Source organism: Phenylobacterium zucineum HLK1 (assembly GCF_000017265.1).
GTDB classification, from domain to species: domain Bacteria; phylum Pseudomonadota; class Alphaproteobacteria; order Caulobacterales; family Caulobacteraceae; genus Phenylobacterium; species Phenylobacterium zucineum.
Window position 1 is genome coordinate 3,015,315 of the sequence record NC_011144.1, and the last position, 24,051, is coordinate 3,039,365.

A 24,051-nucleotide genomic window follows, 5' to 3' on the forward strand; every position below is an offset into this window, starting at 1 on the left:
GCCCGCCGGATTGCCAAGCCTCGCGCCGCCCTGTTCAAAGGCGGCATGAAGCTCCTGATCGCCGCCCTCGCGGCCGCCGTGCTCGCCGCGCCCGCGGCGCACGCCGAACAGCTCCCGCCCCCCGTTCCGGCCAAGCGGGTCTTCGAAAGCCCCGACCTGAACGGCCCCCGCGCCCGCGGCGTGAAGCTCTCGCCGGACGGGCGGTCGGTGACCTACATCAAGGTCCGCGCCGACGACCTCACGGTCACCGACCTGTGGATCGCCGACGTGGCCGGCGGCGAGCCGCGGATGCTGATCGACGGCAAGCGGCTGGCGCCCGAGGCGCGCGAGCTGTCCGAGGCCGAAAAGGCGCGGCGCGAGCGGGCCGGCGTCGCGACCCGCGGGGTGGTGGACTACGAGTGGGACAGCCAGGGCCGGCTGATCCTGGCCCCCGTCGAGGGCGACCTCTACATCTATGACCTCGGTTCGGGCCAGGTCCGCCGTCTGACCCGCACGCCGGGCGACGAGATCGACGCCAAGGTCTCGCCGAAGGGCTCCTTCGTCTCCTACGTCCGCGACGACGATCTCTATGTCACGCCCGCGGCCGGCGGCGCCGAGCGCGCCCTGACCCAGGGCGGCACGGAGCTGAAGAGCTGGGGGACCGCCGAGTTCATCGCGCAGGAGGAGATGGACCGCCACACCGGCTACTGGTGGAGCCCGGACGAGGCGCGCATCGCCGTCGCCCACGTCGACCAGACGGGCGTCGACATCGTGGAGCGGCCCGAGGTGGGCGCGACGGGCGCCAAGGTCGTGGCCCAACGCTATCCGCGGGTCGGCCGGCCGAACGCGGTCGTCACGCTCTATGTCCAGGACGTCGCCACCGGCGCGCGCACGAAGGTCGACCTGGGCGACGATCCGGACATCTACCTCGCCCGCGTGGACTGGTCGAAGGACGGGCGCACGCTCTACGTCCAGCGCCAGAGCCGCGACCAGCGCCGGTTGGACCTGATCGCCGTCGACCCCGCCACCGGCAAGGGCCGCGTGATCCTTTCCGAGACCAGCCCGCACTGGGTCGACATCACCGACGACTTCAAGCCGCTGTCCGACGGGACCTTCCTGTGGTCATCCGAGAAATCGGGCTTCCGCCATCTCTACCTGCACCGCGCCGACGGCCGGTTGATCCGGCAGGTGACGAAGGGCGCCTGGCCCGTGGCCGAGCTCCGGGGGGTGGACGAGGCCCGCGGCGTGGCGATCTTCACCGCCAACCGGGACCTGCCCATCGAGCGCCGCCTGTATGAGGTCTCGTACCGCGCGCCCGCCGAGCCCCGGGCGCTGACGCCCGCCGGCGGCTGGTGGAGTGCCGAGGTGGCCCGGGCCGGCGGCGCCTTCGTCGGCACGTTCGAAGCCCCGCAGACCCCGCCCCAGACCGCGCTCTACCGCGCCGACGGGACTCGCGTGCGCTGGATCGAGGAGAACCGTCTGGCCGAGGGCCACCCTTTCCACCCCTACGCAGCGCGGCTGCGCACGCCCGAGTACGGGACCATCAAGGCCGCCGACGGCAGCCCCCTGTGGTGGTCGCTGCGCACGCCGCCGGGATTCGACCCGGCGAAGAAGCATCCCGTGATCGTGCAGGTCTACGGCGGCCCCGGCAGCGCGCGGGTCACTCGCGGCTGGCAGAACCCCGAGGACCAGATCCTGCTGGACGCCGGCTACATCCTCTTCAAGCTGGACAACCGCGGCACGCCCAACCGGTCCACGGCCTTCAAGACCGCCATCGACCGCAAGCTCGGCCAGCTCGAGGTCGACGACCAGATCGCGGGGGCGCAGTTCCTGAAGACCCTGCCCTATGTCGATCCCGAGCGGATCGGCGTCACCGGCTGGTCCTACGGCGGCTACATGACCCTGCTGCTGCTCACCGCGCCGGACAGCCCGTTCAAGGCCGGCGTCGCGGGCGCCCCGGTCACCGACTGGACGCTCTACGACACCCACTACACAGAACGGTTCATGGGCACGCCCAAGGACAACCCCGAGGGCTACGAGAGGTCCGAGGTCGTCCGGCGGCTGGACCGCCTGCCGGCCGGCTCGCTGCTGCTGATCCACGGCATGGCCGACGACAACGTGACCTTCGACCACGCCACGCGGGTGATGTTCGACCTGCAGGCCCGGGGCGTCCCCTTCGAGACCATGGTCTATCCCGGCCTGCGCCATCGCGGCGGCTGGACGCCCATGAACCGCCTGCACCGGGCCATGCAGACCCTGGAGTTCTTCGACCGCAAGCTCCGGTAGGCCTTCTCCCCTACTTCGGCTTGCGGAACTTCATCGCGAACTGGTCGGTGCGGCCGCGGATCGAGGGATCGAACACCGAGGCCGTCAGCGGATCCTCGGGGTTGCGCAGGAGCTGGGTCTCGCCCTCGAACTTGAAGCCCGCCGCCTCGACCTCCTGGCGCACGATGGCGGGATCGATCCGGTGGACCTTCATCGCCGGCTCGAGGCCCGAGCCGGCGGTCGCGGCGTGGTCGACAATCACGTAGAGGCCGCCGGGCTTCAGCGACTTATAGATCTCGGCGTTCACCTGGCCGGCCCATTCCTTGGGGAACGGGGTCAGGTGCAGGTCGTGGTAGTTCTGGACAGTGAACACCAGGTCCAGCCCGTCGGGCAGGTCCAGCGCGCCCAGGCTCTCGCGGCTGGCGGTGACGTTCTTGTAGTCGCCCACCACCTTGGTCTGGTTCTCGCCGTAGCTCGCCTGGAACTTGATGAACTCGTCCGGCTGGTAGGCGTAGACGTGGCCCTTCGGCCCAACCGCCGCCGAGAGGATACGGGTGAAGTAGCCGCCGCCCATGATGAAGTCGGCCACCTTCTGTCCGGGCTTCACCTCGGCGAAGGCCAGCAGCTCGGCGGGCTTGCGCACCGCGTCGCGGCTGACGTCGGCCGCCGGGCGGACCGGGTCGGCCAGGGCGGCGGTCAGGTGCGCGGGCGCGGGCCCGGACGCGGGCGCGGACGCGGATTGGGCCAGGGCCGCGCCGGCGGCGCCGACCAGCAGGGCGGACAATGCGGAAAGCAGGATCTTGCGGGCCATGCGGCGCCTCCCTCGGGGATTTGGCGCGACCGTAACACCGGTTTCCGCGGCTCAGGAAGCTGAACCGGACCTGACCGGCGAGGTTCAAGGCGGGTTCAGCCGGAGGGCGCGAGGGTGCGGGCGACCAGGGCCAGAACCCGAAAGGACGCACCCGATGAAGAAGTCTCTCCTAGTCGCCGTGGCGGTGCTGACCGCCGCCGGGCCGATCGCGACCTCCGCGGCCATGGCCCAGCCCCGCGACCGCGAGGTCCGGGAAAGCCGGCGCGAGCTGCGCGAGGAACGCCGCGAGCTGCGCGACGAACGCCACGATGCCCGCCGCGACGGCGTGGTCACGCCTCGCGAGCGCCGCGCCATCGAGCGCGACCGCCAGGACGTGCGCGAGGCCCGCCGCGAGCTGCGCTTCGACCGGCGCCGCGCCGAGACCTGGCGCGATCGGGCCGAATGGCGCGCCTATCGCGGCGACCGCCAGGGGTACTGGTACGCGCCCGGCTACGGCTACCGGCCCTACATGCGCAGCTACGCCTGGCGGCGCGGCGCCTACGTGCCGCGGGCCTACCGCAGCTACTATGTGCAGGACCCCTACTACTACGGCCTGCGCGCCCCGCCCCGCGGCCACCGCTGGGTCTACGCCGACGGCAACTTCGTGCTGATGGCGCTCGCCACCGGGCTGATCGCCGAGGTGGTGTCCAACGGCTGGTGAGGCGTGAGGAGCCCCCGGGAGACCGGGGGCTCCTTCGTTCTAGGCCGCCTCGAACTCGGCGGCGTGTTCGCGGAAGGGCTTCATCTGCGCGTCCAGGGCGCGCTGGAACGCCGGCCGCGCCTCGCAGCGGGCGAGGTAGGGGCCCAGCACCGGATGGGCGGTGACGAGGTCGGTCTCCCGCAGGTTCCTGAGCACGGTCGCCAGCATCAGGTCGCCGGCGGTGAAACGTCCCTCCAGATAATCGCGCCCGCCGAGCCGCCCCGCCAGAGCGTCAAGCCGCCGCTCGATCTGGGCCACCACCTGCGGCCGCCGCTCGACCGCCCAGGCCTCGCCGGCGTGGAAGAGGTCGATATCCGACAGCGGACCGATGTAGCTGTCGAGGCTGTCCAGCGAGGCGACCACCCACTGCAGGGTCTTCGCCCGCCCCTCGGCGTCCCGGGGCATCAGCGCCTCCGAGCGTTCGGCGATGTACAGCACGATGGCGCCGCTCTCGAACATCACCCGCCCGTCCTCCTCGATGGCGGGCACCTGTCCCCAGGGCTGGATGGCCCGGTACTCGGGCTTGTCCTGGTCGCCCAGGCCCAGCAGCTTCTCGCGATAGGGGATCCCCGCTTCTTCAAGGGCCCAGCGCACCCGCAGGTCGCGCACCAGCCCCTGGGCGAACGCCGGGACCCACTTGAAGGCGTAGAGCGTGATCATGAGGCGTCTCCTGCTTGAGTCTGGTCGGCGATCTTGGCTTCGACATAGGCCTGTTGCCGGTCCAGCAGTCCGCTCCAGCCGGCGATGTGGCTGTCGCGCCGCTCGACGTCGGTGAACGGGGTCTGGTGGAAGGTCTGGATCGTGCCGCCGTGCGCCTCGGCGAAGGTCACGGTCACCGTCGTCTCGACGCCCTTGGCCGGCCCCTCGTCCCAGACGAAGGTGAAGACGATGCGCCTGTCGCGGTCGATCTGGCGATAGACGCCCTCGTGCCAGTTCTCGCCGTACTGGTCGGACACGAAGCCCGCCCGCCACCGGCCGCCTTCGCGGAACTCGTGGCTGAAGTGGATGCAGCGGCAGCCCCGCGGCGCCCACCAGTTGGCGCGGTGGACGGCGTCCTCCCACATGCGGAACACCAGCGGCAGCGGCGCATCGAAGTGCCGGACGATCAGCAGCTCGTCGTCCCGCAGCGGCATGCCGGGATCGGGGCCGGGATCGAGGCGCCGCACGCCCAGCTCAGCTCTTGCGTCCATCGGGGTTCCCTTTCGTGAGGGTCGCCAGGTAGGCGTCCATCTTGTCGAAGCTGCCCTCCCAGAACCGGCGGTAGTGGGCGAGCCAGCCGTCCAGGTCCTTCAGCGGTCCGGCCTCCAGCCGCGCCGGGCGCCACTGGGCCTCGCGCCCCCGGCTGATCAGCCCCGCCTGTTCCAGCACCTTCAGGTGGCGCGACACCGCCGGCAGGCTGATGTCGAACGGCTCGGCCAGCTCGTTCACCGTCGCCTCGCCCTGCGCCAGACGCGCCAGGATCGCCCGTCGCGTCGGATCGGCCAGCGCCTGGAGGGTGATGCTCAGGGGGTCCGCGACCTGCATTTAACACCGTCGTTAATTAGCGTAGTCGTTAAATACTGCCGGAGCGGCGGAGTCAACTCTCGTCGCACGCCGTTCTTCTGCTATAGCCGGCGCGTGGGGGCGGATCCGATGATGACCGGGACCGGCTGGTGGGCGCGGGGCGCGGCTGTCGCCCTGGCCGTGGGCGCGGCGCTCGCCTTCCTGGGCCCCTTCGGCACCTTCACCGACCTGGCGCCGGCGGAACGCTGGGCCTATTGGCTCGTGCTCACGGTGCTGATGTGGGCGCAGACCGCCACCGCCTTCCAGGCGCTGCGGCTCTCGCGGGCCGTCCGCCGCTGGCCGCTTCTTCTCCAGGCGGCGACGGCTTCGGCGCTGGGCGCGGTCCCGACCACCTTCGAGGTCGCCTACGCCGAGGGCCTGCTGAGGGTCGGCGGCGTGCTGACGCCCCGTTCCCTGGCCGAGACCTACGGCTATGTCGCCGTGGTGGCGTTGGGGCTGTTCGTTCCGCTCGTCGTCGTCCGCGGCCCGCGCCCATCGCCGCCCGCCGAACCTCCCGTCCTGCCGCCGGAGCTGCGGCGCCCCGTCCTCGCCCTGTCCGCCGAGGACCACTACCTGCGCGTCCACGGGCCCGCCGGCGACACGCTGATCCATCACCGCTTCTCGGACGCGGTCCGCGCACTGGGAGATTCGGGCGTCCAGGTGCACCGCTCGTGGTGGGTCGCAAGGGACGCCGTGCGCCGGGTGGAGCGCATCGGGGAGCGCACGGTGCTGGTGCTCGACCGCGGCCTGCGCGTTCCGGTCAGCCGCACCTACGCCCTCGCCGCCCGGCAGACCGGCCTGCTCGGCGACTGACGCCGGCGAAACGCGGCCGCCGCTCGCGAAATCCGGATTGGCGTCCGACCGCGCCGTCCGGCATCCGCCCGCCGCCGGCGCCTCGTCCGGTCCGGAAGATCCGATCCATGAAACCCCTGCCCGTCCTCGCGGCGCTCGCCGCTGTTGCCCTCACCGCCCAGGCCCACGCCGCGCCCCCCTCCCACGCCGACGCCGTGGCGCTCCGCCTGCTGAGCGTCGACGCCGATCGGGCCTGGAACGCTGCCGACGCAGACGCCATGGCGGCGCACTACGCCCCTGACGCCAGCCTGCTGGTGGGCGCCGCGGGAGGGCGGACCAGCCGTGGACGGGACGAGATCCGCGCCTACTTCGCCCGGGCCTTCGGAACGCGGGCGGGCGTGATGCGCCATGTGAGCGAATTGAAGGGAATGGAGGCCCTTTCGCCGGACCTGGTCCTGAACGACCTCGAGGTGCGCGTCGAGGAGCGGCAGGCCGACGGGACCTGGAAGCTGGTCCGCCGCTTCGACAACCTCTCGCTCGCGGTGCGCGCGGAGGGCGGCTGGAAGCTGAGGGCGGTGCGCGCCTATCCCGCGGACTGAACCACCCAGGCCAAGGAGACCCTGCCTCAGAAGACGGTGGCGGAGACCCCGGCCAGGAGGCCGTTGATGTGCCGGGCCAGCGCCTCGGCCTCCTCGACGGTGGCGCCTTCGCGCAGGTCGAGGGTGAAGAGCGAATTGCTGTACGAGGAGACGGCGCCGGTGGCCGGCTCGAAGGCCAGGAACGGCGCGCCGCCAGGCGTGAGCTGCACGGTGCAGCGGTGCGGCTGGTCGGGCGTCATTGCAGCAGGGTCCGGTCGCCCTTCAGCCGGCGCCGGTTGAGGCGGTAGGCCAGGTCGTCGGCCTCGACCCACGACAGCCCGGCCTGGGCGCTGAAGCCCAGCATCACCGTCTGGCCGGTCCAGCGGTCGAACACCGTCCAGCCGCGGGCGTCGCGGCGGGTGTCGTATTGGATGGGCGCCATGGCGCGCCTGCTTTCGATCTGGAGAGCGGTACGGCCCGCCGGGCGGGCCGTCCGCGGTGGCTGCGGTCCTAGGCGGACTGCAGCTGCTCGGCCGACATCTTGCCGCTGCGCGAGTCCTTCTGGAGCTCGAAGCTCACCTTCTGACCCTCGGACAGGTTCGACATGCCGGCGCGTTCGACGGCCGAGATGTGCACGAACACGTCATTGCCGCCGTCGTCGGGCTGGATGAAACCGAAGCCCTTTTGGCCGTTGAACCACTTCACGGTGCCGATCGTCATGTTTCGTCCCTTTCGGACATGAGTCCTCACGCCCGGAATGGGCTGTGAGATCAAATTTTCGGAGAGGGTCGGAAGACGAATCCGGAGCCGAGAAATTACGACCGGCCGGGATGGCGCGCGAGCCAAAACGAGATTTGATTTAGCAATAATGGTCCTCATCAGGACCGTCTGCAAGTTTTATTTTCCCAGAACTGACACAGGAGCCCCGCTGTGCTAAGGTGCAGCATGCGAATGACATTGGACAGGGCGGTGCTCACAGTCGCCCGACGCGACGGCGTGTGGGCGGTCGAACTGGGGGGCGATCTGTTCGGCCACTCCCCGGACAAGGAAATCGCCAAGGCGGCGGCCAACCGGCGGGCGCGCGAGATCCAGGACGGCGGCGGCGCCTGTCAGGTGCGGGTCAGCGGCGAACACGGTTTCTGGACCGGCCAATGAAAGCTCCCGCAAGACCTATGCCGCGCCGCGGCTCCCCGGCCGCTGACTTCCGCCGGCAGATCGAGGCCGCCGAGGCCGAGGGCGTATCGCGCGGATCCATGACGCTGCGCCTGACGCTCAGCGACGTCAGCCATCTGAAGCGCGACCGCGCGCTGGCCGTCTCGGACATCAGCTTCTCGGACGGCGAGATGCGCTTCCTGGACGTGAAGGTCGAGCAGGGCGGCGTCGCCGAGAGCACCCTCGACCGCGGCGGGTCCTGACGTCTAGGCCGCGGCCGGCGCTTCCGGCGGGGGCGGCGGCGGCGGCGCGAGCTTGTCCGCCAGCCTGAAGACGAACGGGTTCAGCACGATCGAGATCAGCGCCCCGGCCAGCACCAGGTCGTGGGTCTCGCGGCTCAGCACCTGCAGGCCCAGGCCCACGCCGGCCAGGATGAACGAGAACTCGCCGATCTGGGCGAGGCTGGCGGCGATCAGCAGGCTGGCCCGCTTCTCCAGCTTGAAGACGCTGGTGATGACCAGGGCGGCGGCCGACTTGCCGGCCACGATGATCGCCACGACCGCGGCGACGGCGACGGGCTGCTCCAACAGCACCCACGGGTCGAACAGCATCCCCACCGAGACGAAGAACAGCACGGCGAAGGCGTCGCGCAGCGGCAGCGCCCGCTCGGCGGCGTTGTGGCCTAGGGGCGTGCCGTTCAGCACCACGCCGGCGATGAACGCGCCCAGGGCGAACGAGGCGCCGAAGACGGCGTAGGCCAGGTAGGCGATCCCCAGCGAGATCGCGAGCACGCCCAGGGTGAACAGCTCGCGCGAGCGGGTGTGGGCGATCCGCACCAGCACCCAGGGCAGCACCCGTCCGCCGACCAGCAGCATGAACGCCACGAACACCGTGACGCTCAGGATCGTGCCGCCCAGCTTCATGGCGATCTGGCCCCCGTCGAACGTCCCGGCGGCGCTGGCGATCAGCGGGATCAGCACCAGGGCCAGGACCATCACCAGATCCTCGACGATCAGCCAGCCGACCGCGATCTGGCCGGCCTCGCCCTTTACGGCCTTGCGCTCCTCCAGCGCGCGCAGCAGCACCACCGTCGAGGCGACCGACAGCGAGAAGCCCATCAGCGCGGCCTCGGCGTCGCCCAGGCCGATCAACCGGCCCACGCCCCAGCCGAGCGCCGTGGCCGCCGCGATCTGCACCACCGCGCCGGGCAGGGCCACCTTGCGCACGCGCATCAGGTCCTGGAGCGAGAAGTGCAGGCCGACCCCGAACATCAGCAGGATCACGCCCACCTCGGCGAGCTGCGCCGCCAGCGCGGTGTCGGCGGTCCAGCCGGGGGTGAAGGGGCCGACGACCACGCCGGCCAGGAGGTATCCGACGATCGGAGACAGCTTGAACCGCAGCGCCAGCATCCCAAGGACGAATGCGAGCACGAAGCCCGCCACGAGCGTGAGGATCAGGCTGTCGTCGTGCGGCATCGGCTCTCCCTGTTCTGCAGGGACCGAGGTGCAGGGCGCGGGCCTTCAGGTCAACCCGCGAGGGGCCGAAAACCTTGGCCGTGTCAGGCGGCGCCCGCCGGCGCGCGCGCGGCCTGGGCGCGACGGGCGGCCTCGCTGCCGGGGATGTGGGCGCCGCGCAGCGACTGTCCGGCGGTCTCAAGGGTGAACCACAGCGCCACCATGCCCACCACGCACGCGGCCATCATGTAGTAGGCCGGCATGGCCGCATCGCCGGTCCGCTCGATCAGCCAGGAGTTGGCCGCCGGCGCCGTGCCGCCGAACAGCGAGGTGGCCACGTTGTAGGCGATGGCGAAGCCCGCGAAGCGGACCGGGGTCGGGAACATGGCCGGGAAGGTCGCCGAGATGGTCGCCAGCTGCGGCGCGTAGAGCAGCCCCAGCACGGCGAAGCCCACGATGGCCCCGGCGAAGCTCATCGACATCAGGTGGTAGAGCGGGGTCACGAAGACGAACAGGCCGATCAGCGAGAACCACCACAGCGGCTTGCGCCCCACCCGGTCCGAAAGCGCGCCCGCGAAGGGCAGCAGGACCATCATGAACAGCATGCCGACGATGGGGACGAACAGCGCCTCCTGGGTCGAAAGCCCCAGCCGCCGCTCGAGGTAGGTCGGCATGTAGCTGAGCAGGGTGTAGTTCACGACGTTCAGCGCGATCACGAGGCCGCTCATCACCAGCAGCGGACGCCGGTAGGCCCGCAGGAGGGTGCGGAGCGATGTGCTCTCCCGGCTGGCCTCGCCGGCCGCCTCGGCCTCGCGGAACACCGGCGTGTCCTCCATCTTCGAGCGCAGGTACATGCCGATCAGGCCCATGGGCCCGGCGACGAGGAAGGGGAGCCGCCAGCCCCACTCGTGCATGGCCTCGTTCCCCAGCAGCAGCGAGAAGCCCAGCATCAGCAGGGCCCCGAACGAGAAGCCCGCCAGGGTGCCCACTTCCAGGAAGCTGCCGTAGAAGCCGCGCCGGTCGTCGGGCGCGTACTCCGCCATGAACGTCGCGGCACCGCCGTACTCCCCGCCCGTAGAGAAGCCCTGCACCATCCGCAGGCCGATCAGGATCGCCGTCGCCCAGACGCCGATCACGTCGTACGAGGGGATCAGGCCGACGCAGAACGTCGCCCCGGCCATCATCAGGATCGTCAGCGCCAGCACGCTCTTGCGCCCCAGGCGGTCGCCCAGCGGGCCCCAGAAGAAGCCCCCCAGCGGCCGCACCAGGAACGAGATCGCGAACGTCGCCAACGCGAACAGCGTCGCCTGCGCCGCCTCCCCCGGAAACAGCGCCGCCGAGATGTAGGTCACCCCGTAGGCGTAGATCCCGTAATCGAACCACTCGGTGGCGTTGCCCACCGCCGAGGCGGCGATGGCCCGGCGCAGCACGCCGGGGGACGTGGCCTCTCGATCCATCCGTATCCTCCCGTCGCGCCTCTAACGCGCGGCGGGGCCGTTCCGACGCACGCTCAGGTTTCTTCCGGCGACAGCGGGTCGAGGGCGGCGGCCATGGGCGTGGTGTGCGGTCGCGGCTGGTAGGGCTGCTGCGCCTCCTCCGGCGGCGACGGGCGCACCCGCAGGCGCCAGAGGCCGAAGGCGACCGCGGCGGCGGCGAAGACGGCCACTGCGCCGAAGAGCCCGGGCGCGCCGAACGCCGCCAGGGCGGCCCCGCCGGCCAAGGGCCCGATCGCCGCGCCGACCGAGTAGACCAGGACGAGACCGCCGCTGGCCGCCACCCGCTGCTCGGGCGAGAGGTGGTCGTTGGTGTGGGCCACGCACAGGGGGTAGAGCGCGAAGCTGAGGCCGCCGAACAGGCCGCCGCCGAGCAGCAGGAGCACGCCGGGCGCGCCGGCCAGCGCCAGGCCCGCGGCCGTCACCACCGTCCCGGCCAGGCTCCACACGATCACCGCGCGGCGGTCGAAGCGGTCCGACAGCCAGCCCAGCGGCCACTGCAGGGCGACGCCCCCGAGGATCACCGCGCTCATGAAGCCGGCCACCTCGGCCAGGCCCAGCCCGATGCGCCGGGCGTAGACCGCGCCCAGGGCGTAGAACGCCCCCAGCACCAGGCCCGCCGCCGCCGTGCCCACGAGGCCCAGGGGCGAGGCGGCGTAGAGGCGGCGAAGCGACAGCGCGTGGAACTCGCCCAACGTCGGCCCCGGCGACTTCGTCAGCGTCACCGGCAGCACCGCCAGGGAGATCAGGATCGAGGCCAGCAGGAAGGGTCGCGCGGCGCTGACGTCGCTGACGTTCAGCAGGAACTGGCCCACCGCCTGTCCCGCGTAGAGCGAGATCATGTAGCCGCCCAGCACCGCGCCCCGCTCGCGTGGCTCGGCGCGGTCGTTCAGCCAGCTCTCGAGGCAGACGTAGACGCCTGCGATGCAGATCCCGTCCACCAGCCGCAGCGGCAGCCACAGCGCCGGACCCTGGTGCAGGACGTAGGCCAGGGTGCTGGCCGACAGCAGCGAGACGAAGGCGGCGAAGGCGCGGATGTGGCCCACCCGCCGGATCATCGCCGGCGCCCGCAGCGAGCCCAGCGTGAGGCCCGCGAAGTAGGCCGCGCCGACCAGGCCGATCAGCGGCGCGCCCGCCCCCGCCGCTTCCAGCCGCACGCTGGCCAGGGTCGAGATGGATCCCGCCCCGGCCATCAGCACGAAGATGGCCACGAGCAGGCTGCGCACGGGGCGCACGGCGTCAAGCATGGCGAGGCAATGGCCCGGCGCGGCGGGGGTTCCGCCCGGAGCTTACTCGGATGACTATTCCGTCGTCACGCCGTCGAAGTGCGCCTCGGCGGCGTCGGCCTCGGCCTTGGTCTTCCGCACCAGCTTGTCCTTGTGCTCGGGGGGTCCGTAGATCGTGTAGAGCCGCAGCGGCTTGGCCCCGGTGTTGATGACGTTGTGCCGGGCCCCGGCGGGCACGATGATCGCATCGTCCGCCTCCACAGGCGTGCGCTCGCCGTCGATCACGACCGCCCCCACGCCCGCCTCGATGCGGAAGAACTGGTCGCGGTCGTCGTGCACCTCCTCGCCGATCTCCTCGCCCTCCTTCAGGCACATCAGCACGAGCTGCAGGTGCCGGCCGGTATAGAGCACGCGCCGGTAGTCGGTGTTGTCCGCCGTCAGATCCTCGATGTCGGCGACGAAGCCCAGCATGGAAGAGACTCTCCGTATGTGTCACGGCGACCCTGCTCCGACGCCCGAAGGCCCGCCTTGATGGCCGTCAACCGCGCCTGGCCACACCGCCTGCGGCATGAAGCGCAGCTCGCGGATCGCGCCACGGAACCAGTCCACCCGGTTCATCCGCACGCCGATGGAGGTGCGGCCCGGCCCCTGCGGCTTGAAGTCGACCTGCCCCTGCGCCTGCAGCACGCCGTCCACGAAGGCCGCATAGCGCCGCCCGTCGCAGACCTGCGTCACCCGCCGCCACTCGCCCAGCGGATGCAGCTTCTCGGGCGCGACCAGCGTCAGGGCGTAGCCCGGGCCCTTGATGAAGGCGTCCAGGTACCAGCCGGCCCCGGCCACGCGGATTTCGAACAGCATCCGCGTCCCGCCCGAGACGCCGGGGTCCTCCGCATCCTGCGCCAGGTGCAGCCAGCGCTGCTCGATCCGGCCGCCGTCCGGCCGGATCAGGGCCTCGATGGTGAAGGCCCCCGCGCCGGCCAGCGGATGCTCGGGGACCAGCAGGGCGTCGTCCTCGCCGTCGAACGCCGCCGCCGGCCCCCAGGGGCTGTCCGACAGCTTCGGAGCGCCCAGCACCTGGGGCGCGTGTCCTCCAATCCGCTCCAGGCGGTCCAGCGTCCAGAGCGTCTCCCGCAGCCGCGCGGCCGCCGGTCCGCCCAGCGCCGCCGCCCCGGCGCCCGCCAGCACCTCGCGGCGCCTCACGGGACTTCCCTGGACGAGACGTGGTTCAGCGCGATCACCCAGCGCCCCCCGACCTTGCGCATCAGCCGCGTGTTGATCCCGTCCTGCGGGGCCTCCGGCCGGTCCAGGCGGTAGCGGCTGATCAGCTGGGCCGCGTCGGGGGCCAGCATCTGCACCTGGATGTCGAAGAAATGCAGCGTCCCGCGCCGCGCCGGATCGCCGCCGTAGTCGCGGACGTAGTGGTCCAGCGTCCCCTGCCAGCCGTCCTGGAAGCGGCCCTTGGAGACGAACACGACGCCGGGATTGAGGAAGCCGTCCATGTAGCCGCGGAAGTCGCCGCGGTTCCAGGCGGCCTCCATGTCGGCGATCACCTTGCGGATCGCCGCCTCCTCCGCCGCCGGATCGAAGGCCGGATCCGAGGCGGGCGCCTGCGCCAGGGCGGGGCCGGCGAGCCCCGCCGCCAGGATGAGGCCCAGCGCCGCGCGCCGCGCCCAGCCGTTGCTCTCGCCCATCGCGTCCTCCCGCAAGCCTCCCCTGCGGTATAGGCCGGACGCGGGCGCGCCGTCACCGCCGGCCGGACTTGTAGCCTTCAGGCGCCTTGCCGTGGGTTCCGTGGCTCTCGAAGCGGGCCTCTTCGGCCTTGTGGACATACTGCTCGGCCACCATCCAGGCCTTCACGGGCCGCAACGCCGCCAGGCATCCGCCCACCAGGGCCGGAACGACCACCGCGAACTGCAGCCAGATCGGCGGCTGGACCGTCGCCGCCCAGACACCCCAGACCGCGGTCACCACGATGCTGACGCCGCTCATCACGAAGAAGGCCGGCCCGTCGGCGGGATCGGCGAAGCCGTAGTCCAGTCCGCACGCCTCGCAGCGATCGGCCACGGTCAGGAAGCCCGAGAACAGCCGCCCCTCGCCGCAGCGGGGACAGCGGCAGCGCAGGCCGGTCCGCAGGGTGCGCGGGAGAGCGGGACGGGAAGCCATGGCGGATACTCCACAAGCTGGCGGCCGGGCCGCCGGGTCGCCCCTGATATAGGCTTTCGTGGTCGCGTTCGCCCGCCGGGCGACCGTCTGACGCGCCCGCTCATGCCCCGTTCATCGGGGTTCTGGCTCCTTGGCGCCCTGGCGTCGGAGCGGGGGGCTCCGCGACCGCCGGCCGCACCCTCCCCGCGCCGCAGCCGCGCTACGCTCGCGACAGCCCCACGCTCGCGATAGCCCAGGAGCCGCCCGTTGAAGACGCTGATTCCCGTCGCGGCCGTGACCTTGCTGGCCGCAGCCCCCACCCAGGCCTCTGCCCAGCCGGCCGTCCCGGCGGCAGGCCCGCCCTGGATCGTCACCCCGGCCGAGGCCTCGTGCCGCGTCCAGCTCGACCTGGTCGGGCGCTCGGGCGCCGTGACGCCTGTGACCTTGGCCTCGGACGGCGAGATCCTCAGCCTGCGCTTTTCCAAGCCCGGCCTGCCCGAGCGGGCCTTCCTGCCGGTCCGGGTGGACGGCGCACGCTACTCCAACCTGATGCTGCGCGGCCCGGACGGAGACGCCGGCGAGCTCATCCTGTCCGAGGAGACCGAGGCGGCCCTGCGCCGGGGCTCGAGCCTGGACGTGGCCTGGCTGGCCGACGAGCCGCTGGGCGTGTCGCTGGCGGGCTCGGGCCAGGGGCTCACCGACCTGCGGATCTGCGGCGCCCAGATCGCCGCCCAGGCCCGGGCGAGCGCCCAGGCGCAGACCGAGGCGAAGATGCGCGCCGAGCAGGAGGCTCGCGAACAGGCCATCGCCCAGGCCCAGCTCGAAGCGGCCAGGGCCCAGGCCGCCGCGGCCGACGCCCAGCGCCAGCGGATCGCCGAGGAGGCCGAGCGCCAGCGCCGGCTCGAGGCCGACGAGCGCCAGCGCCAGTACGCCGAGGCCCAGCGCCGTCGCTACGAGGAGGACCGCCGCCGGGCCTGGGAGGAGGAGCAGGACGCCTACTACCGCCCCGCGCCGGCCTATCCGCCGCCCTACCGATACCGCGGCTGGTGAGGCCCGCCGGGCTCAGTGCATGGTGACGGCGACGATCTCGAGCTTGTTGCCGTCGGGATCCAGCGGCACGCACCCGTAATAGTCCGGGGCGATGTCCGGGTGCGGGCCCGCCGGCCGGACGGGGGTCGCCCCCGCCGCCACCGCCGCATCGTAGGCGGCGTTCACCTCGGCCCGGTCGCCGGCCGAGAACGCGACGTGGGTTCCAAGGCCGGCCACCTGGGCGCCCGCAACCGGGTAAAGATAGAGATGGCCGCCGATCCCACCCGGGCCGTAGGCCAGCTCCTTCTCGTTCTCCAGGGACGCCGCCACGCCCAGTGGACCCAGAAAGGCGTCGTAGAAGCGGCGCGCGGCGGCGAGGTCGCGCACGCCGAGAGACAGGTGGTCAAACATGGAATGGCCTCCGCCAGCAGAGCTTGAACGCCCAATGTGGGCGCCCGAGCCCGCGGGCGCAGGGGCCAGTCCGGCGGCGCTGGCCCGCCCCTACTCCGCGCCGGGCTTGGCGCGGTAGTCGAGCGGCGGGGCGCGGTCGCCGACCATGGCCTGGTAGGTGAAGTCCGGCCCGCGCTTCTCGTGGAGTTCGGCCTTGGCCTTCTCGATGAGGGCCGGATCGCGGAACAGGGCCGCCCCGGTCAGGGCCAGCGTCTTGGCCGCCACCACGCCGCCCTTGGTGGCCATGGAGGTGCCGCCGGCGGCCACCGCCTGCCAGCTGTGCGCCGGGGTGCCGGGCACCCACACCGCCGCGCGCATGCCCACGGTCGGCGTCACCCAGCTGACGTCGGCCACGTCGGTCGAGCCGCCGCCGTCGCCGCCGATCCGCAGCGGCTGCACCTCGGCGGCGCTCTCCAGCGTCGCCTTCGAGGGCGGCAGCAGGGGCTTCATGGCCTCGGCGAAGGCGCGCTCCTCGGCGTTCCAGACGACCCCGCCCACCTCGCGCAGGTTCTGGTCCATCACCCGGGCCAGGGTCTCGTTGGGCAGCATGTTGTAGACGCCGCCGGTCTGCTCGAAGGCGACCTTGGTCTCGGTGGCGAGCGCCGCGCCTTCGGCGGCCTTCTGCACCCGTGCCATCACGTCGCGCACGACCTGCGGGTCGCGGTGGCGGACGTAGTAGTAGGCCTCGGCCTTCTCCGGGACGACGTTCGGCGCCTGGCCCCCGTCGGTGATCACGTAGTGGATCCGCGTGCCGTCCGGCACGTGCTCGCGCAGCATGTTCACCGCGACGTTCATCACCTCGACGGCGTCCAGGGCCGAGCGCCCGCGCCACGGCGCGCCCGAGGCGTGCGAGGCGGCGCCGCTGAACCGGAACTTGCCGCTGATGTTGGCCAGGCTCACGCCCTGGCTGGCGTCGTTGGCGTCGCCGGCGTGCCAGTGCAGCGTGGCGTCCACGTCTTTGAACAGGCCCTCGCGGACCAGGTAGACCTTGCCCGAGCCGCCCTCCTCGGCAGGCGTCCCGTACACCCGCACCTCGCCCTTGACGCCGTTGGCCTTCATCCATTGGGACAGGGCGATCGCCGCCTGCACCGAGGCGGCGCCGAACACGTGGTGGCCGCAGGCGTGGCCCGCCACGCCCGGCAGGGGCTTGCGCGCGGGCGTGGCCGCCTGGGCCAGGCCCGGCAGGGCGTCGTATTCGGCAAGGATGCCGATCACCGGGCCATCGCCCGTCCGGAAGCTGGCGACGAAGGCGGTGGGCATGCCGGCGACGCCCGCCTCGACCTTGAAGCCGGCCTTCTTGAGCTCGGACTGCAGCAGGGCCGAGCTCTTGTGCTCCTGGTAGCCGACCTCGGCGTAGTCCCAGATCTGCTTGGCGACTTCGCCCAGCCGCGGCCCGCCCTTCTCGACGGTTTGCAGGATCTGGCTCTTGTCCTGCGCCGAAAGCTCGGCCGCCGCCGCCGGCGCCGTCACGATCGCCACCGCCGCCACGGCGCCCAGAAGGATACGCTTCATCGCTCGCCCCCACTCCACTGAACTGAGGCCAACGGTCTAGCAGGCTGTGCGGCGGCGGAAAGCCCCCTGCGGTCCTTCTCAGCGTTCTCCGAGGCCGATGACCACCGTGCGGGCGTTCCGGTTGCGCGCCCAGGCTTCCTCGGTCGAACCGGGATCGATCGGCCGCTCCTTGCCGTACGAGATCGTCTCGAGCCGGGTCGAGTCGACGCCGCTGCGGATCAGGAACTGGCGGGCGGCCTGGGCCCGGCGCGCGCCGAGGGCGAGGTTGTATTCGCGCGTGCCGCGTTCGTCGGCGTTCCCCTCGATCCGCGCCCGGACCGTCGGATTGCGCTGCAGCCAGGCCGCCTGGAGCTGCAGGACCGAGCGCGCCTCGGCGTCGAGGAGGTCGCTGTCGAGGGCGAAGTAGACGCGCTCGCCGGCGTTCGCGGCGAGATCCTCCTGCGAGCCGGGGACGACCGCGCCCATGGCCGGCGCCGGGGCAGGCGCCGCAGTCTCTGCGGGAGCCGACGCCGCGGGCGGAACGGTCGGCGCGGCGGCCTTCGGCCGGCTGGCGCAGGCGCCCAGCGACAGCGCCGCGGCGGCGGTGATCAGGACGGTGGCGAACTTGGCGGTCATGTGACGGCTTCCCCAGCTGGAACAGGTGCGGCGACGGGCGGCGGCGGCGGATCGCTCTGCAGCAGATGGCGGTTCTGCTCGCGGACGCGCGCGCCGGCCTCGTCGTAGAGGAACGGCAGCGAGGCGTAGCGGCGGCCCCGGGTGACCGGCGTCGCCTCGTGAAGCAGGCTGCAGGAGAAGACCACCGCCCCGCCCGTCGGCGCGCGGTAGGTCCGGGACCCGAATTCCGGGAAGCGGAGGTCGCCGCCCTCGTAGTCCTCGGCGTTGAGATTGATCGAGACGGCGAACTTGCGGTGCGCGGTGCCCGCCGTGGTGTTGTCGCGGTGCGGCCGGAAATAGCCGCCCTCGGCGGCGTCGTAGCAGGCCACGATGTAGCGTTCGACGCGCGTGGCGGCGAACTGGAACGCCCGCTGCACCTCGGGCAGGAGGCGGTGGGCGATGGCCGTCCGCATGGCCTGCAGCAGGCGCTCGTCGTCCACCGGCGCGTCCCGGCGCTTCTTGAAGTCGTCGAGGACGCCGACCGTGCGCCCGCCCACGTCGCGCATCACGCCCGAGGGCGAGCCGCCGCGCCGCTCGTAGTGTTCGATCATGGCGCGGCAGAGCGTCGGCTCGAAGATCCTCGGCACGATCAGCACCGGCGCATGCACCGCGACGCGGGCATGATCCTCGGGCGCCGGCAGCGCGCGCAGGCGCGCCATGAACGCCTCGGTGCGGTGCATCGGCGCCAGCGCATAGACCCGCAGCATGGGGTCCAGCAGGACCCAGACGGCGTGCTCGCGGCCGTCCGCCTCCAACGCTCCGTAGAGGCGCCGCACCGCGCCGTCGGGATCCAGGAACCATCGCAGCCCGCCCCCGTCGCGGGCCTCGGGGAGGTCGTCCACGCCCGGCGTGATCAGGAACGCCGTCAGGGCGGCGTCGGTGAACAGCGACCGGTTGGCCGCGAGCTGGCCCAGCACCTCGCCCCGGGCCTGCCGATCGGTCGGCAGGAAGCCGAGCAGGACGAAGCGGCCGGCCGTCGAGCCGAGCGCGAAGGTCGGCGAGGTCAGCGTCGGCGCGGTGAACATCGGCGCGGGCGCGCCGAGCAGGAGCCTCATTCCCGATCCTCCCCCGGCGCGGGGCCCGTCGCGCCCAGGCGGCGTCCCACCGCGCCGATCAGCCGGGCGCAGATCGTCGTCAGCGCCACGGCCAGGATCAGGGCGAAGAGCCAGAGCAGGACGGTCCGATCCATCGGGGTTCTCGCAGACGGGTTCGCCCTCCGACCCGCACCGTGGGGGATGCGCGGGTCTCTCCATGGGCGGGCGAACCACGGCGGGAGTGATCCCCCGCCCCGCGACCGCGGCCAAGCATAAGAAGTTTATAAGGAACGGCCCGGCCGGCGGCCCATAAGGCGGCCATAATTGACCGCGGCCGCGGTTCGGGGGCTTTAGTCCGGGCGCGGCCGGTACGGCCCGGACAGGGAGATGCAGCGAAGCATGGGCCGGGTGCGGCGCGAATGGCGGGACCAGCTCTCGCGCTATGGAGCGGCGCTCGCGCTCGTGGCCGCCTCCACCGCCGTCGCCGAGGCGCTCTACAGGCTCACCGCCACCACCCGCCTGTCGATGGTGTTCCTGGCGGGGGTCCTGCTCGCGGCCTTCCTGCTGGGCTCGGGCCCCGCGTACTTCGCCGCCGCCGTCGCCTTCCTGGTCTACAACTTCTACCTGGTGGAGCCTCGGTTCACGATCGAGCTCACCACGCCGGAGGAGCTGCTGACGCTGCTCGTGTTCCTGGCCGTGGCCATGCTGACCGGCAACCTCACCGGCCGGGTCCGGGACGAGGCCGCCAGGGCCGAGGCCCGCGCCCGGGCCACCACCGCCCTGTTCGACGCCACCCGGGAGTTCTCGGCCTCGTCCGACGAGGGCCTCATCCGCCAGCGCCTGGCCGAGCACCTCGCCGCCACCGCCGGGGGCGAGGGGTTCGTGCGGGACGCCGGGCGCCTGCAGATGGCCCCGGCCGGGCTCCGGCGCGAGGATATCCCAGGCGGCCTTCCCGGCGCCGCGGAGCCGGCCGGCGGCTGGACGCTCCGGCGGCTGGAGGTGGAGGGCCAGGCCCTCGGGACCGCCGGCTGGCGCGCTCCGCCGGACCGACGGCTCAGCCGGGACGAACACGACCTGCTCGAGCTCATGTGCGACGCCGGGGCGGCCGCCATCGCCCGGGCCCGACTCGCGGCCGGCAAGGCCGAGGCCGAGGCGCGCGCGCGCACCGAGGACCTGCGCAACGCCCTGCTCTCGTCCATCTCGCACGACCTGCGCACGCCGCTGGCCGCGATCCTCGCCTCGGCGACCAGCCTGCGGGAGTTCGGCGACAGCTTCGATCCCGGGGTCCGCCGCGACCTCGCGGCCACCATCCAGGAAGAGACCGAGCGGCTCGACGCGGTGGTCGCCAATCTCCTCAGCATGACGCGGCTGCAGGCCGGGGCGCTGGCGATCCAGAAGGCGCCCTTCAACGTGCCCGAGGTGGTCCGCCGCACGGTCGAGCGGCGCGACCGCGCGCACCGCCGGTTCACCCTGACCTCGATTACGCCGCGGCTGCCCGAGGGCCTTGGCGATCCCATCCTGTTCGAGCAGGCGCTCGGCAACGTGGTGGAGAACGCGCTGCGCCACACCCCCGAGGACACGCTGGTCTTGGTGAGCATGCGGCTGGAGGACGACCGGATCGTCGTGGACGTCTGCGACCGCGGGCCGGGCGTGGGCGAAGCCGACCTCGAGCGGATCTTCGACCGGTTCTACCGGGCGGGCGGCGCGCGGCAGACGCCGGGGACCGGCCTTGGCCTTTCCATCGCCCGCGGGCTGATGGAGGCGATGGACGGGGCGATCGAGGCCCGCAACGATCCCGCCGCGGGCGGCCTGGTGGTCAGTCTCAGCCTGGAGTCCGCGGCATGAGTTCCGGACGGCTGCTCCTCGTCGACGACGAGCCCCAGATCGTCCGGGCCCTGCTGCCCGCCCTGCAGGCGGCGGGCTACGCCGTGGAGGTGGCCGGGACCGGCGAGGCGGCCCTGACCTGCCTGGCGGCCGAGCCCTGCGACGCCATCATCCTCGACCTCGGCCTGCCCGACATGGACGGCAAGGAGGTCATCGCGCGCATCCGCGAATGGTCCGAGGCGCCGATCCTCGTGCTGTCGGCCCGCGACCTGGAGAGCGAGAAGATCGCCGCGCTGGACGCGGGCGCGGACGACTTCGTGAACAAGCCGGTGGGCGTGGGCGAGCTGCTGGCGCGCCTGCGGGCCAGCCTGCGCGGCCGCGAGCGGCGCTTCGCGTCCCAGGCCATGTTCCGCAGCGGCGATCTCGCCATCGACTTCGCCCGCCGCCGCGTGACCGTCCAGGGCGAGGAGGTGCGCCTGACGCCGCGCGAATACGACCTGCTGCGGATCCTGGCGCGGCACGCCGGCCGGCCGGTCACCCATCGCCAGGTCATCGCCGCCGTCTGGGGCGCGGGGGCCCAGGTGGACGCCCAGTTCGTCCGCGTCCTCGTGGCGCAGCTTCGCCAGAAGCTCGAGGCCGAACCCTCGGCCCCGCGGCTGCTGATGACGGAACCGGGCCTCGGCTACCGCCTGGCGGCCGAGGACGATCCCGCTACGCCGGCTCGTAGTTGAGGATCGGCGCCAGCCAGCGCTCGGCGGTCCGCACGTCCCAACCTTTGCGGCGGGCGTAGTCCTCGACCTGGTCGCGCTCGATCCGGCCCACCCCGAAGTAGTGCGCCTCGGGATGGCCGAAGTAGAGACCCGAGACGGCGGCCGGCGGCGTCATGGCCAGGCCTTCGGTCAGCTCGATGCCCGCCGCCGCCGTGGCGTCCAGCAGCTTGAACAGCGTCGTCTTCTCGGTGTGGTCCGGCTGGGCCGGATACCCGGGGGCCGGGCGGATGCCGCGGTACTGCTCGGCGATCAGCGCGTCGATGTCGAAGACCTCGTCGGCCGCATAGCCCCACAGCTCGGTGCGGACCTTGCGGTGGAGCGCCTCGGCGAAGGCCTCGGCCAGGCGGTCGGCCAGGGCCGTGGACAGGATCGCCGAATAGTCGTCGCCCTTGGCCCGGAACTCGGCGGCCAGCTCCAGCTCGCCGTGGCCTGCGGTGACCGCGAAGCCGCCCACCCAGTCGGGCTTGGTCCCGACCGGCGCCACGAAGTCGGCCAGGGCCACGTTCGCCCCGTCCCCGGACTTGATCATCTGCTGGCGCAGGCTGTGCAGCCGGGCGAGCTCGGTCTGTCGGCTCTCGTCCGCGTAGAGGACGATGTCGTCGCCGTCGGCGTTGGCCGGCCAGAAGCCCACAACGCCGCGGGCCTCCAGCAGCCCCTCCTGGATGATCCTGTCCAGCATCCGCTGGGCGTCCTCGAACAGGTCCGTGGCGGCCTTGCCGACAACGTCGTCGGTGAGGATGTCGGGGAAGCGGCCGACCAGCTCCCAGCTCGCGAAGAACGGCGTCCAGTCGATGTGCCGGCGCAGCTCGTTCAGGTCGTAGCGCGCGAAGGTCCGGGTCCCGAGGAACGACGGCGCCGGCGGGTCGTAGGCGGTCCAGTCGGGGGTGAAGGCGTTGTCGCGCGCCTCCTTCAGCGTCGCCCGGGCGCGGTTGGTCTGTCCCCGCGCGAACTGCGCGCGCACCTTCTCGTAGTCGGCGGCGGTGGCGGCCAGGAACCGCTCCTTCTCGGTGGGCGAGAGCAGGTTCGAGACCACGCCCACCGCCCGGCTGGCGTCCAGCACATAGGTGGTCGAGCCGGCCGGATAGCGCGGCGCGATCTTGACCGCGGTGTGGGTCTTGGACGTCGTGGCGCCGCCGATCAGCAGCGGGATCTTGAAGCCGCGCCGCTCCATCTCGCTGGCGACGAAGGCCATCTCGTCCAGGCTGGGCGTGATCAGGCCCGAGAGGCCGACGATGTCGGCCCCGCACGCCTCGGCCTCGTCCAGGATCCGGTCGGCCGGAACCATGACGCCCAGGTCCACGACCTCGTAGTTGTTGCACTGCAGGACCACGCCCACGATGTTCTTGCCGATGTCGTGTACGTCGCCCTTGACGGTCGCCATCAGGATCTTGCCGGCGCTCTCGCGCGGCTTGCCTTCCTTCTCGGCCTCCATGAACGGCAGCAGGTAGTTCACCGCCTGCTTCATCACCCGGGCCGACTTCACGACCTGGGGCAGGAACATCTTCCCGGCCCCGAACAGGTCGCCGACCACGTTCATCCCGTCCATCAGCGGGCCTTCGATGACGTGCAGCGGCCGTTCGGCCTTGAGCCGCGCCTCCTCGGTGTCCTGCTCGATGAACTCGCTGTTCCCGTGGACCAGGGCGTAGGTCAGGCGCGCCTCGACCGGCTGCTCGCGCCAGCTCAGGTCGGGCCCCTTGGCCTCGCCCTTGCCGCCCTTGTGCTTGGGCGCCAGCTCGACCAGCACCTCCGTCGGATTGCGCCCGTCGGCGCGCTTGCGGTTGAGGATCACGTCCTCGACGGCCTCGCGCAGCTCGGGCTCGATGTCGTCGTAGACCGGCAGGTCGCCGGCGTTGACGATGCCCATGTCCATGCCCGCCGCGATGGCGTGGTACAGGAACACCGAGTGGATCGCCCGCCGCACCGGCTCGTTGCCGCGGAACGAGAAACTGACGTTCGAGACCCCGCCCGAGACCCGCGCGTGCGGGCACTCGGCCTTGATCCGGCGCGTCGCCTCGATGAAGTCCACCGCGTAGTTGTCGTGCTCCTCGATCCCGGTCGCGACGGCGAAGATGTTGGGGTCGAAGATGATGTCCTCGGGCGGAAAGCCCACCTGCTCGGTCAGGATGCGGTAGGCCCGCTTGCAGATCTCGACCTTGCGGTCGGCGGTGTCGGCCTGGCCGACCTCGTCGAACGCCATCACCACCACGGCGGCGCCATAGCGCAGGCAGGCCTTGGCCTGCTCGATGAACTTGGCCTCGCCTTCCTTCAGGCTGATCGAATTGACGATCGCCTTGCCCTGCACGCACTGCAGCCCGGCCTCGATCACCTCCCACTTGGAGGAATCGACCATCACCGGCACCCGGGCGATGTCGGGCTCGGCCGCCACCAGGTTGAGGAAGGTCCGCATGGCCGCGACGCTGTCGAGCAGCCCCTCGTCCATGTTGACGTCGATGACCTGGGCGCCGGCCTCCACCTGCTGGCGCGCCACCGAGAGCGCCTCGGGGTAGTTCCCCTCAGCGATCAGCTTGCGGAATTTGGCGGAGCCGGTGACGTTGGTCCGCTCACCGACGTTGACGAAGATCGGTCTCATTGAAACTCGGATGAC

Annotated in this window: 29 protein-coding genes; 9 read left to right on the forward strand and 20 right to left on the reverse strand. The window is 72.0% G+C overall.

The genetic code is table 11. The annotated features are described in order from the left end of the window. Positions 1 to 45: 45 nt before the first annotated feature. On the forward strand, positions 46 to 2,265 hold the full coding sequence (locus PHZ_RS14550; RefSeq protein WP_012523174.1) for a S9 family peptidase: 2,220 nt from the start codon (positions 46 to 48) through the stop codon (positions 2,263 to 2,265). A 10-nt stretch (positions 2,266 to 2,275) separates the two neighbouring features. Here PHZ_RS14550 and PHZ_RS14555 read toward each other — a convergent pair whose 3' ends face one another. Beyond that, positions 2,276 to 3,055: a class I SAM-dependent methyltransferase gene (locus tag PHZ_RS14555; RefSeq protein ID WP_012523175.1), complete on the reverse strand. Its 780-nt coding sequence runs from the start codon at positions 3,053 to 3,055 to the stop codon at positions 2,276 to 2,278. Positions 3,056 to 3,209: 154 nt separating this feature from the next. On the opposite strand from PHZ_RS14555, the gene PHZ_RS14560 reads away from it, so the two are divergent. Beyond that, positions 3,210 to 3,755, forward strand: a complete 546-nt coding sequence (locus PHZ_RS14560; RefSeq protein WP_012523176.1) for an RcnB family protein — start codon at positions 3,210 to 3,212, stop codon at positions 3,753 to 3,755. A 39-nt stretch (positions 3,756 to 3,794) separates the two neighbouring features. Here the strand turns inward: PHZ_RS14560 and PHZ_RS14565 are convergent, their stop codons facing one another. Genes PHZ_RS14565 through PHZ_RS14575 form a run of 3 tightly spaced genes read right to left on the reverse strand, consistent with a single transcriptional unit; the run spans position 3,795 to position 5,318 of the window. Continuing rightward, positions 3,795 to 4,454, reverse strand: a complete 660-nt coding sequence (locus PHZ_RS14565) for a glutathione S-transferase family protein (RefSeq protein WP_041373572.1) — start codon at positions 4,452 to 4,454, stop codon at positions 3,795 to 3,797. Further along, positions 4,451 to 4,984, reverse strand: coding sequence for an SRPBCC family protein (locus tag PHZ_RS14570; RefSeq protein WP_201765254.1), 534 nt, complete (start codon positions 4,982 to 4,984; stop codon positions 4,451 to 4,453). The genes PHZ_RS14565 and PHZ_RS14570 overlap by 4 nt, the downstream gene beginning before the upstream one ends. Then, positions 4,968 to 5,318 carry an ArsR/SmtB family transcription factor gene (locus tag PHZ_RS14575; RefSeq protein ID WP_012523179.1) on the reverse strand — a complete coding sequence of 117 codons (351 nt, stop codon included), beginning with the start codon at positions 5,316 to 5,318 and terminating at the stop codon, positions 4,968 to 4,970. The genes PHZ_RS14570 and PHZ_RS14575 overlap by 17 nt, the downstream gene beginning before the upstream one ends. 93 nt (positions 5,319 to 5,411) lie before the next feature. On the opposite strand from PHZ_RS14575, the gene PHZ_RS21810 reads away from it, so the two are divergent. Continuing rightward, entirely contained in the window at positions 5,412 to 6,149 is a 738-nt protein-coding gene (locus PHZ_RS21810) for a LytTR family DNA-binding domain-containing protein (protein ID WP_148216880.1), read from the forward strand. A 107-nt stretch (positions 6,150 to 6,256) separates the two neighbouring features. Then, the gene (locus PHZ_RS14585; protein WP_041373573.1) at positions 6,257 to 6,727 is read left to right on the forward strand and encodes an SgcJ/EcaC family oxidoreductase; all 471 of its coding nucleotides are present in this window, start codon (positions 6,257 to 6,259) and stop codon (positions 6,725 to 6,727) included. 26 nt (positions 6,728 to 6,753) lie between these two features. Here PHZ_RS14585 and PHZ_RS14590 read toward each other — a convergent pair whose 3' ends face one another. From PHZ_RS14590 to PHZ_RS14600, 3 genes are all read right to left on the reverse strand, one after another. Beyond that, positions 6,754 to 6,966: a hypothetical protein gene (locus PHZ_RS14590; RefSeq protein WP_041373574.1), complete on the reverse strand. Its 213-nt coding sequence runs from the start codon at positions 6,964 to 6,966 to the stop codon at positions 6,754 to 6,756. Then, complete coding sequence (locus tag PHZ_RS14595; RefSeq protein ID WP_041373575.1) at positions 6,963 to 7,148, reverse strand: hypothetical protein; 186 nt, start codon at positions 7,146 to 7,148, stop codon at positions 6,963 to 6,965. Before PHZ_RS14595 ends, PHZ_RS14590 begins: the two co-directional genes overlap by 4 nt. Before the next feature lie 68 nt (positions 7,149 to 7,216). After that, positions 7,217 to 7,426 (reverse strand): cold-shock protein, encoded by a 210-nt coding sequence (locus PHZ_RS14600; protein WP_012523181.1) that lies wholly within the window; start codon positions 7,424 to 7,426, stop codon positions 7,217 to 7,219. A 249-nt stretch (positions 7,427 to 7,675) separates the two neighbouring features. Between PHZ_RS14600 and PHZ_RS14605 the strand changes: the two genes are divergently transcribed. After that, positions 7,676 to 7,861: a hypothetical protein gene (locus PHZ_RS14605; protein ID WP_330218137.1), complete on the forward strand. Its 186-nt coding sequence runs from the start codon at positions 7,676 to 7,678 to the stop codon at positions 7,859 to 7,861. 17 nt (positions 7,862 to 7,878) lie between these two features. After that, positions 7,879 to 8,121, forward strand: a complete 243-nt coding sequence (locus PHZ_RS14610; protein ID WP_041373576.1) for a hypothetical protein — start codon at positions 7,879 to 7,881, stop codon at positions 8,119 to 8,121. A 3-nt stretch (positions 8,122 to 8,124) separates the two neighbouring features. On the opposite strand, the gene PHZ_RS14615 is transcribed toward PHZ_RS14610, so the two are convergent. The 7 genes from PHZ_RS14615 to PHZ_RS14645 all read right to left on the reverse strand — a co-directional run bounded on the left by PHZ_RS14615 (position 8,125) and on the right by PHZ_RS14645 (position 14,194). Next, positions 8,125 to 9,333, reverse strand: a complete 1,209-nt coding sequence (locus PHZ_RS14615) for a cation:proton antiporter domain-containing protein (RefSeq protein ID WP_012523182.1) — start codon at positions 9,331 to 9,333, stop codon at positions 8,125 to 8,127. An 83-nt stretch (positions 9,334 to 9,416) separates the two neighbouring features. After that, complete coding sequence (locus tag PHZ_RS14620; RefSeq protein ID WP_012523183.1) at positions 9,417 to 10,769, reverse strand: MFS transporter; 1,353 nt, start codon at positions 10,767 to 10,769, stop codon at positions 9,417 to 9,419. Between the two features lie 53 nt (positions 10,770 to 10,822). After that, the gene (locus PHZ_RS14625) at positions 10,823 to 12,052 is read right to left on the reverse strand and encodes an MFS transporter (protein WP_012523184.1); all 1,230 of its coding nucleotides are present in this window, start codon (positions 12,050 to 12,052) and stop codon (positions 10,823 to 10,825) included. 54 nt (positions 12,053 to 12,106) lie between these two features. Further along, positions 12,107 to 12,502, reverse strand: a complete 396-nt coding sequence (locus tag PHZ_RS14630; protein WP_012523185.1) for a cupin domain-containing protein — start codon at positions 12,500 to 12,502, stop codon at positions 12,107 to 12,109. A gap of 21 nt (positions 12,503 to 12,523) precedes the next feature. Then, the gene (locus PHZ_RS14635) at positions 12,524 to 13,231 is read right to left on the reverse strand and encodes a LamG-like jellyroll fold domain-containing protein (protein WP_148216881.1); all 708 of its coding nucleotides are present in this window, start codon (positions 13,229 to 13,231) and stop codon (positions 12,524 to 12,526) included. After that, positions 13,228 to 13,722 (reverse strand): nuclear transport factor 2 family protein, encoded by a 495-nt coding sequence (locus tag PHZ_RS14640; protein ID WP_012523187.1) that lies wholly within the window; start codon positions 13,720 to 13,722, stop codon positions 13,228 to 13,230. Before PHZ_RS14640 ends, PHZ_RS14635 begins: the two co-directional genes overlap by 4 nt. Positions 13,723 to 13,774: 52 nt before the next feature. Next, on the reverse strand, positions 13,775 to 14,194 hold the full coding sequence (locus tag PHZ_RS14645) for a DUF983 domain-containing protein (RefSeq protein ID WP_012523188.1): 420 nt from the start codon (positions 14,192 to 14,194) through the stop codon (positions 13,775 to 13,777). A gap of 246 nt (positions 14,195 to 14,440) precedes the next feature. Between PHZ_RS14645 and PHZ_RS21815 the strand changes: the two genes are divergently transcribed. Next, complete coding sequence (locus PHZ_RS21815) at positions 14,441 to 15,223, forward strand: hypothetical protein (RefSeq protein ID WP_012523189.1); 783 nt, start codon at positions 14,441 to 14,443, stop codon at positions 15,221 to 15,223. 12 nt (positions 15,224 to 15,235) lie between these two features. Here the strand turns inward: PHZ_RS21815 and PHZ_RS14655 are convergent, their stop codons facing one another. The 5 genes from PHZ_RS14655 to PHZ_RS23185 all read right to left on the reverse strand — a co-directional run bounded on the left by PHZ_RS14655 (position 15,236) and on the right by PHZ_RS23185 (position 19,007). Next, on the reverse strand, positions 15,236 to 15,613 hold the full coding sequence (locus PHZ_RS14655) for a VOC family protein (protein WP_012523190.1): 378 nt from the start codon (positions 15,611 to 15,613) through the stop codon (positions 15,236 to 15,238). A 90-nt stretch (positions 15,614 to 15,703) separates the two neighbouring features. Further along, complete coding sequence (locus PHZ_RS14660; protein WP_012523191.1) at positions 15,704 to 17,164, reverse strand: amidohydrolase; 1,461 nt, start codon at positions 17,162 to 17,164, stop codon at positions 15,704 to 15,706. A gap of 78 nt (positions 17,165 to 17,242) precedes the next feature. Continuing rightward, complete coding sequence (pal, locus tag PHZ_RS14665; protein WP_012523192.1) at positions 17,243 to 17,779, reverse strand: peptidoglycan-associated lipoprotein Pal; 537 nt, start codon at positions 17,777 to 17,779, stop codon at positions 17,243 to 17,245. Beyond that, positions 17,776 to 18,873, reverse strand: coding sequence for a 2OG-Fe(II) oxygenase family protein (locus PHZ_RS14670; protein WP_012523193.1), 1,098 nt, complete (start codon positions 18,871 to 18,873; stop codon positions 17,776 to 17,778). Before PHZ_RS14670 ends, pal begins: the two co-directional genes overlap by 4 nt. Next, entirely contained in the window at positions 18,870 to 19,007 is a 138-nt protein-coding gene (locus PHZ_RS23185) for a hypothetical protein (RefSeq protein ID WP_183281866.1), read from the reverse strand. The genes PHZ_RS14670 and PHZ_RS23185 overlap by 4 nt, the downstream gene beginning before the upstream one ends. 232 nt (positions 19,008 to 19,239) lie before the next feature. On the opposite strand from PHZ_RS23185, the gene PHZ_RS14675 reads away from it, so the two are divergent. Together PHZ_RS14675 and PHZ_RS14680 are read left to right on the forward strand one after the other, a co-directional pair. Further along, complete coding sequence (locus tag PHZ_RS14675) at positions 19,240 to 20,697, forward strand: DUF4118 domain-containing protein (protein WP_012523194.1); 1,458 nt, start codon at positions 19,240 to 19,242, stop codon at positions 20,695 to 20,697. Further along, positions 20,694 to 21,407 (forward strand): response regulator transcription factor, encoded by a 714-nt coding sequence (locus tag PHZ_RS14680; RefSeq protein ID WP_012523195.1) that lies wholly within the window; start codon positions 20,694 to 20,696, stop codon positions 21,405 to 21,407. The genes PHZ_RS14675 and PHZ_RS14680 overlap by 4 nt, the downstream gene beginning before the upstream one ends. On the opposite strand, the gene metH is transcribed toward PHZ_RS14680, so the two are convergent. Then, on the reverse strand, positions 21,388 to 24,048 hold the full coding sequence (gene metH / locus PHZ_RS14685; protein ID WP_086004016.1) for a methionine synthase: 2,661 nt from the start codon (positions 24,046 to 24,048) through the stop codon (positions 21,388 to 21,390). The genes PHZ_RS14680 and metH overlap by 20 nt on opposite strands. Positions 24,049 to 24,051: the final 3 nt, after the last annotated feature.